This window comes from Glycomyces dulcitolivorans (assembly GCF_003265355.1).
In the GTDB taxonomy this organism is placed as follows: Bacteria; Actinomycetota; Actinomycetes; order Mycobacteriales; family Micromonosporaceae; genus Glycomyces; species Glycomyces dulcitolivorans.
Genome location: NZ_QFRW01000039.1, coordinates 2,203 through 10,436 on the forward strand (window position 1 = coordinate 2,203; position 8,234 = coordinate 10,436).

General features: G+C 72.6%; 8 protein-coding genes. 3 read left to right on the forward strand and 5 right to left on the reverse strand.

The features are described from left to right. From DI269_RS27530 to DI269_RS02280, 4 genes are all read right to left on the reverse strand, one after another. Nucleotides 1-1,114: Wzz/FepE/Etk N-terminal domain-containing protein (locus DI269_RS27530; protein WP_198667074.1), on the reverse strand; the 1,114-nt coding region annotated here is incomplete at its 3' end. Nucleotides 1,115-3,198: 2,084 nt separating this feature from the next. Continuing rightward, the gene (locus tag DI269_RS26720; protein WP_157974716.1) at nucleotides 3,199-3,771 is read right to left on the reverse strand and encodes a DNA-3-methyladenine glycosylase; all 573 of its coding nucleotides are present in this window, start codon (nucleotides 3,769-3,771) and stop codon (nucleotides 3,199-3,201) included. A gap of 34 nt (nucleotides 3,772-3,805) precedes the next feature. Beyond that, entirely contained in the window at nucleotides 3,806-4,348 is a 543-nt protein-coding gene (locus tag DI269_RS02275) for a DUF3515 family protein (protein WP_157974714.1), read from the reverse strand. An 11-nt stretch (nucleotides 4,349-4,359) separates the two neighbouring features. Further along, nucleotides 4,360-4,593, reverse strand: a complete 234-nt coding sequence (locus DI269_RS02280; RefSeq protein WP_112133526.1) for an Lrp/AsnC ligand binding domain-containing protein — start codon at nucleotides 4,591-4,593, stop codon at nucleotides 4,360-4,362. A 140-nt stretch (nucleotides 4,594-4,733) separates the two neighbouring features. Between DI269_RS02280 and DI269_RS02285 the strand changes: the two genes are divergently transcribed. Beyond that, the gene (locus tag DI269_RS02285) at nucleotides 4,734-5,684 is read left to right on the forward strand and encodes a thiamine-phosphate kinase (protein WP_232822583.1); all 951 of its coding nucleotides are present in this window, start codon (nucleotides 4,734-4,736) and stop codon (nucleotides 5,682-5,684) included. A 259-nt stretch (nucleotides 5,685-5,943) separates the two neighbouring features. Here DI269_RS02285 and rpmB read toward each other — a convergent pair whose 3' ends face one another. Next, nucleotides 5,944-6,135: a 50S ribosomal protein L28 gene (rpmB, locus tag DI269_RS02290; RefSeq protein ID WP_030157716.1), complete on the reverse strand. Its 192-nt coding sequence runs from the start codon at nucleotides 6,133-6,135 to the stop codon at nucleotides 5,944-5,946. A 273-nt stretch (nucleotides 6,136-6,408) separates the two neighbouring features. Between rpmB and DI269_RS27535 the strand changes: the two genes are divergently transcribed. Both DI269_RS27535 and DI269_RS27540 read left to right on the forward strand, forming a co-directional pair. Beyond that, a complete protein-coding gene (locus tag DI269_RS27535) occupies nucleotides 6,409-7,662 on the forward strand; it encodes a hypothetical protein (protein ID WP_198667075.1) in 1,254 nt (417 codons plus the stop codon). A gap of 74 nt (nucleotides 7,663-7,736) precedes the next feature. After that, nucleotides 7,737-8,234: DAK2 domain-containing protein (locus DI269_RS27540; protein ID WP_198667076.1), on the forward strand; the 498-nt coding region annotated here is incomplete at its 3' end.

Sequence of the window (8,234 nt, forward strand, 5' to 3'; positions counted from 1 at the left end):
TGCCGAACAGCTCCGGCAGGCCGACGGTGGTGCTCGGGTTGGCGGCCACCGCGGTCACGCGGTCGCCCGCGCGGGCCATGGCGGTGGCGAGGTTCGCGGCGACGACGCTCGCGGCCGGTCCGGGCGCGACCCCGGCGACGACGATGACGCGCTGGTCGTGGGTGAGCTGGGAGGCGACGATGTTCCGCAGCTGCGAGAACACGCGCCCGCCGGGGCTGTAGGCGCCGAAGACCTCGCGGCGCTGGAACTTCACGGCCGGCGGCACGGAGGCGAGGACGTCGAGTTCGCACCGGTCGACCAGGTCGGCCGGGTAGGACACCTTGCGCGCCAGGCGGTGCCGCGCCCACGCGAGCATGAGGCCCAGCGGGAGCCCGGCGCCGAGGGCCGCGGCGAGGTTGAACATTGCGTTCGGGCTGATCGGCGCGGTCGGCAGCGACGCCTGGTTGATGACCCGGCCCGGCGAGACGGCCTCGGCCTGGGCCTGGAGGCCCGCGACGGACGCCTCGATCTCGGCGGCCTGGCTCTCCAGGTCCTCCAGATCGGATTCGAGCCCGGAGCGGCCGCCCGCGCCGGCGTCCATGCCGTCGAGGCGGTCCTCGGCCGACGCGATCTCGGCCTTGACGGTCTCCAGCTCGACGTTCGCGGCGCCGATCTCGCGTTCGATCGACGCGGTGGCCCCGGTGAGCCGGTGCGCGAGGTACGCCTCGCTGAACGCGACCGTGCCCTCCTGCGCCGCCTGCGGGGTGCCGCCCTTGAAGCTGATCTCCAGGACCGCGGTGTTGGGCGGCACGGTGACCGACACCTGGGAGACGAGGTCGGCGGCCGGGTCGGCCCCGAGCGCCGCGGCGGCCGCCTCGGCGACCTCCGTGGACTTGACCAGCTGCGCCTCGGTGTCCAGGTTGACCTGTCCGGCGGTGCGGGCCCCTTGGACCTCGGTGTCGCCCGCTGTCGGCAGCACCAGCACCGAAGCGGTGGACTCGTAGACCTCCTGGCTCAGCTCGGTGTAGGCCACGCCTGCGGCGAGCGCCGCGGCGACGGTGCCCGCGACGAGCCACCAGGAGCGGCGGACGATGACGCCGTAATCGGCGAGCGTGCGGGCGGCAGGGGTCCTCAACGCGAAGCCCTTTCTCGTTCTAGGGATCTCGAATGAGTAACGAGCGATGTGTCCGTTAGGTGACGGCCGCGCCGCGCCACGCGCGACGGGGGTTGTAAATGGGAGAGGAGGCGAGTAGAAAGCAATTTGTTCGCTAATATGGTGATTCGCAATATTGAGTCCGGATCACATTGGACGGAAGAAGGTGGACGATGAGCGGCACCGACGCGCGGCAGCGACTTCCGCTCGCGACCGGACGCGGGATCGTGACCGTCCTGGCGGTCCTCCCGCTGGTCCTGGCGGGTTTCGTCGTCGGATACGGGGTCGGCTCGGGCGACGGCCGCTTCGGCGACGCCGTCCGCGAGGCCTGGGAGGGCGGCGAGGGCACGGTCGACCACCGGCCGCTCGCGGCCTCGTTCACCGCGACCGCCGTGGAGGGCCGCGCGCCCGACGCGCCCGCCGTGCTGCCCGTCGGCTACTCCGACGACCTCGGCATCGCGGTCGCCCACCTCCAGTTCGCCGTCGACGAGACCACGGTCCGGCCCGCGCACACCGCCGAGCTCCGCCTGCCCGTCGCGGTCCCGCCCGACTCCGAGGGCATGACCGTCGAGGTCGCCTCGGTGCACCCGGTGAGCTGCCTGTGCTCGCTCACCGCCGCCACCGCGCCGCCGTACGGCACCGTCTGGGACGCCGTCGAGGTCAACGCCGCGACCACCGAGATCGTCTTCGACGTGACCGGTGCGATCAACGCCCCCGGCCGCTACGGATTCGCCGTCACCAGCCCCGACCGCAAGGCGTACCTGGAACTCGAAGGCGCTGAGTACAACACGGGCCCGGCCCTGCGCACGGTCTCTGAACCGGACGCCCCGACCGGCCCGCTCCCGCCGACCGCGCCGCCGACGGCCCCGGTGGACCTGCCGCCGAGCCCGTCGCCGTCCCCTTCGGACGCGCCCACCGACTCGCCGCTCCCGACCGGCTCGCCCACGCCGAGCGGCTCACCGTCCCCGACCGGGTCCCCGGCACCGGCCGACCCGCCCGTCAACCCGGCGGACCCGGCCGGCTCGCCGAGCCCGTCGACCGACCCGTCCGCGGTCCCGGGCCTCCCGGCCGCCGAGCCGACCGAGCCGCTGCCCGAGTCCGGCCAGTCCGAGGACCAGCTGAGCGTCTGCTCCACCGGCGACAAGCTCATCCCGACGTGCGGCGCCCTCGTCGGCGTCGCCCCGGCCGCGCACACCAGCCGCGTCAAGGAGGACGAGCTGCTCGCGTTCGAGGAGCGCGTCCAGCACACGCAGCAGATCTACCACGCGTACGAGCGCGGTGACGACCGCCTGTTCCCGACCGACGCGCAGATCGCGCTGACCGAGGACCCCGAGCGCCCGCGCACGCTCTTCATCAACTGGAAGCCGCGCATGGCCTCGTGGGCCGAGATCGCCGCGGGCGACCCCGAGGTCGACGCGTACCTCGACCGGCTCGCGGCCCACATCACCGCGAACTTCGACAAGCCGTTCTTCTTCACCGTCCACCACGAACCCGAGAACGACGTGGTCCAGCGGGAGGGTTCGGGCATGGAGGCCGCCGACTACGCGGCCATGTTCCGGTACGTCGTGGAGCGCCTGCGCGCCAACGGGGTCGACAACCTCGTGTCGGTCATGAACTACATGGGCTACCTCAAGTGGGTCGAGAAGCCCTGGCACGACCAGCTGTACCCGGGCGACGACGTCGTCGACTGGATCGGCCTGTCGGGCTACGGCCAGTCCCTCCACGACGACGGCCGCTCGGACTTCGGCGAGATCGTCGACCAGACCAAGGGCGACACGGCTTGGCCCGGGTTCTACCACTGGGTCGCCAAGGAGCACCCGGCCAAGCCGATGATGCTCGCCGAATGGGGCGTGTTCCACGAGGAGCAGTACCCCGACCACCAGGCCGCGGTCTTCCAGGCCGCGCGGTACCAGATGGCGCACTACCCGCGCCTGAAGGCGATCGTGTACTTCGAGACGCCCTCGGATTCGAACGGCGGCAGGAACTCCGAGATCCACCTCGATGACGGTGCCCTGGAGGCGTTCCGCGACCTGATGCGCTCGCCGTTCTTCGACGTCCGACTGGAGTTACGGTGCCGCGGGCGCCTTCGGGTGCCGCTTGTACGGGGACACGAACCGGTCGCCCGGGATCGCGAAGCGCCAAGGCGTGTCGGCCGCCTTCGTGATGCCGGTCCGCGGGCCCGCGACCGAGGCCGCCGTTCCGCTCTTGCTCACCGCGCCGATCATGTCGCGGCCGTCGTCCGACCGGTCCCAGCCCATCGCCTGCGCCAGCCGCGCCGGGCCCCGCGCGAGGTCCCGGTCCTTGACCGCCTCACCGCGCCGCCCGCGCGCGAGCGCCTCGCCCTCGACGACTTCGCCGGCGCGCAGCAGCACCGCCGCGCCCGTCCCGTCGTCCCCGCACACCAGGTTCGCGCAGAAGTGCATGCCGTAGGTGAAGTACACGTACAGGAACCCGGCGGGACCGAACATCACCGCCGTGCGCTTCGTCGGCCCGCGGAAGGAATGCGAGGCCGGATCGTCCTCGCGGTACGCCTCGACCTCCGTCAACCGCACCGACACGCCGTTCGCGGTCACGATGCAGCCCAGCAGCTCCGGAGCCACCACCACCGAGTCCCGGGCGAAGAACGCCCGGTCCAGCACCTGCGTCACCGGACCGCGCCTCAAGAAACCGCGCTCACGCGCACCCGGACGGCGCTTCCGCTGCGGCCGGGACCTTGTCGGCGATGACCTTCGACAGGTCGTTGAGCACGTCCACCGGCTGCTCGTTCTCCTCGGGGACGCTCACGCCGACCGGCACCTGCCGGTCCAGCGTCGTCCACTCCAGACCCGCCTCGTCCGAGTACCAGCAGACCCCGTTGAGCTTGTACACCGCCGCGGTGTCCTCGACCGCGACCGCCTCGGCGCCGCAGGTCGCCACCGTCGCCGGGTCGCCGTACGCGAGCACCGCCTCGGCCGCGCCCTCGCCGCCCTCGACCGGGCGCGCCTCCAGGCCGCCCGCCTCGGCGGGCGCGGTCGCCGTGAGCGCCAGGCAGATGACGGCGTCCTCTTCGCTCAGCTCCGGCACGGCCACCGACACCGGCGACAGGTCCGCCTGCACCAGGTCCGAGTGCTCCTCGGCCACCGGCACCATCGCGTTGTAGATCAGCACGCCCGCGACGGCCGCCACCGGCACCGCCACCGCGGTCGCGATGACCGCGGGAAGCCTCGACTCGCCCACCGGGCGCCCCCTCAGATCTTGAGGATCGAACAGGTCAGCGTGCGGGTAATGCCCGCCACCCGCTGGACTCTACTCACCACCGCCTGCCCCAGGTGGTCGGCGGTGGCGGCCTCGGTGAGCACGACCACGTCGTATGCGCCGGTCACGGCGTCGACCCGGACCACGCCCTCGATCCCGGACACGGCCTCGGTGACCGAGTCGGCCATGCCGACCTCGGTCTGGATGAGCATGTACGCCTGCACCATCACAGGCCACCTCCCCGTGCGGCATGAGCGGACGTGGGCCCCGACCCGACACGGGCGGGCCTGACCGCTTCCCGTTCGCCGTTGAGCGAAGATTACCCAGTGATCCACCGACCTTCAAGCGACCGAGGAATGATCCGACCGTGAGCGAGACCGTCGCCGAGGTCGGCGAATTCCGCCTCATCGAGCGCTTCACCCGACACTTCGGCACCACCGACGCGGTGCTGCTCGGCCCCGGCGACGACGCCGCCGTCGTCGCCGCCCCCGACGGGCGGGTCGTCGCCTGCACCGACATGCTCGTCGAAGGCAACCACTTCCGCCGCGACTGGTGCTCCGCGACCGACGTCGGCCACAAGGCCGCCGCCGTCAACCTCGCCGACATCGCCGCCATGGGCGCGCGGCCCACCGCCCTCCTCGCCGCCGTCTGCGCGCCCCAGGACACGCCCGCCGACTGGCTCGAAGGACTCGCGATCGGCCTCGCCGACGAGGCCGCCGCAGTCGGCGCCGCCGTCGTCGGCGGCGACACCACCCGCGGCGAGCAGCTCACGATCACCGTCACCGCCCTCGGCGACCTCGAAGGCCGCGCCCCGGTCACACGCAGCGGCGCCCGCTCCGGTGATGTCATCGCCCTCGCCGGCAAGCTCGGCTGGGCCGCCGGCGGCCTCAACGTCCTCTCCCGCGGCTTCCGCTCCCCGGGCGCCCTCGTCGGCGCCTACCGCCGACCCCAACCGCCGTACGCGGCCGCGCGCGACGCGGCCCTCATGGGCGTCAACGCCATGATCGACGTCTCCGACGGCCTCCTCGCCGACCTCGGCCACATCGCGTCCGCTTCGGGCGTCGCGATCGACGTCGACACCACCGCGCTTCCCATCCCCGAACCGATGCGCAACGCCGCCGAAGCCCTCGGCTCCGACGCCCGCCGCTGGCTCCTCACCGGCGGCGAGGACCACGCGCTGGCAGCGGCATTTCCGGCCGACGTGCTTCTCCCGGAGGGCTGGCGCCGCATCGGCACCGTCGCCGACGGAACAGGGGTGACGGTCGACGGCCGCCGCTGGACCGGCCCGACCGGCTGGGACCACTTCGCGACGACCTGAGCGAATCCCCGGGCCGGAGGATCGCGCCTGGCCGGGCGGGGAGGTCTACCCACCCTGGGTGGGTATAGCTCCTCAGCCTCCCGCCCAGGTACGACGAAAACGCCCGGGCCGCAGCCCGGGCGTTGCGAGGATCACCTGGTTTCGGCGGTCGGCCCGCCACCGCAGCGCGGCGACCGGCGGTGTCCAGCCCGACCTCCGGGTACGACAAAGCGCCGCCGGGGGCGAGCCCCGGCGGCGTAAGCCTTTTCGGCGTCAGCCCTTAGCGGGTGACCTTGCCGGCCTTGATGCACGAGGTGCAGACCTTGGCGCGGCGCTTGTTGTCGCCGGAGCCAGTCGCGATGCGGATGGTCTGCAGGTTCGGGTTCCAACGACGACGGGTCTTCTTGTGGGACCACGGGACGTTGTTGCCGAAGCCGGGGCGCTTGGCACAGACTTCACACACGCTCGACATAATCCAAAACTCCTGCTTGACGTTCATTCGACCCGCCTGAAGGCGGGCAACCCGGCAATTCTAACGGACCCGGAGAACCCCCGCCCATCCAGGTCAGGGGACCTGCGCCACAGCCGCGTCGGCGCGTCCTTCGAGGACGTCTCTCCACTGCTCTGTACTGTGGCGGCTGCCGCGGTCCGCTACCGTCGGTGACTCTAGGATGGGCGGTAATCCCGTAGGCTGGCCGCATACAGATGATGTGCCGATGCCCATAGCTTCTTTGGTGAGTCGAACATGAGCAACACCCCGCAGCAGCCTGCCGACGGATGGCAGTCCCCGCAACAGCCCCCGGTGTACCGCCCCAACGAGCAGCCGCCGGAGGAACCGCCGCCGTGGTCGCCCGAGAGCCAGCGGATGTCGGGGATGAGCCAGCAGCAACAGGGCCCGGTCGAGGCCGACGGGACCGTGAAGTACGTGGGCGGCCCCGGCCAGCAGTCGCCGCCGCCGTTCGGCCCGCCCCCGGGCGTCCCGATCTCGCCCTTCGACCAGCCGCAGATGTCCCCTCAGCAGATGCCGCCCCAGATGCCTGCGGCCGACCCGTTCGGAGGCGGCGGCGGGGTGCCGGTCTCCGGAATGCCGGTGTCCGGGATGCCGCCGGTGTCGTCGATCCCGGCCTCGGGGATGCCGGTGTCGAGCCCGGTCCAGTACGGCCAGCAGCCGCCTTACGGCCAGTCGCAGCCTCCGTACGGCCAGCCGCCGTTCGGCGGGGGCCAGTTCGGCCCCCAGGGCGGCCAGCTCGTCCCGGTCTCCGGCGGCGGCGGGGCGCAGCCGTGGGGCGCGCCGGACACCATCAAGCGCAAGAAGAAGGGCGGCAAGGGCCCGATGTGGCTCCTGCTCGTCGGCGTCGTCGTCATCGCGGTCGCCCTGGGCGTGGGCGGCTTCATCCTGTTCAACCCGGGCGACGACCCGGGCGGCGATACGACCGGGACGATCGAGGGCACCTCGCAGGAGGCCGAGCCGTCCGCCGAGGAGTCCGCTTCCGGTGAGGCTTCGCCGAGCGGCGAGGCCACCTCCGAGGCGCCGTCCGAGGAGCCCGAGGCCCCGGCCGCGACCACCGTCCTCGCCAACGAGGGCTCCGGCCTGAGTGTCCTCGTCCCCGAGGGCTCGACCGAGGCCACGACCCCGCCCGGCGGGTTCGCAGACGTCACCGGCAGCGTGCTCGGCGGCACCGGCCCGACCGTCTACTTCGGGACCCTCGACAACGGCGCGATCGGCGCCGGCGAGGACGTCAACCTGGAGGCGCTCGGCACGAACCTCCAGAACCTCGCCGCCGAATGGGCCGGCGGCGCGGCCGAGGGCGCCTCCGGCGGCCAGTACCGCGTGGACGCCCGCGCCGCGTACTTCAACACGTTCACCGTCGCCGGGAACACCGTCATGACCGCGGTCGTCCAGAACGGCAGCGCCTATGTCGGCTTCGTCGGCACGGCCACCCCCGAGCAGGTCGAGGCCCTGGAAGCGGCCCGCACCAGCATCAGCTTCGGCCCCTAGTACGACCAACTCCGGGGGAGAACGCGGCACCGAGCGGTACCGCGTCCTCCCCCGGAGGCGTATCCTCATGGCCCGTGGTGGAAATCCCTGAGACCGGACGCCAGGCCCTCGACGCGGACATCATGCGCGAGTGGGCCGCGCGCGGCATCGACACGTTGACCCGCCACCGGCGCGGCGTCGACGAACTGAACGTGTTCCCCGTAGCCGACTCCGACACCGCGACGAACATGGTCGCGACCCTCCAGGCCGCCTTCCAGGGCGGGACGCCGGGCCTCGGGCTCGAAGCGCTGCTCGACGAGGCCGCCGGACGGGCACTGCTGTCGGCGCGCGGGAACTCCGGGGTGATCCTCGCGCAGATGCTGCGCGGCCTCGCCGACGCGTGGAACGCCGACGCGGTCGACGCCAAAGGCTTCGCCGCAGGCCTGCGCTCGGCCACCGACGCCGCCACCGGCGCCGTCGCCGTCCCCATGGCCGGGACGATCCTCACCGTCGCCGAAGCGGCCGCGTCAGCGGCGCGCAAGGCCGCGCCGTTCGGGCTCGTGTCCGCCGCGCGCGCCGCCGCCGAGGGCGCC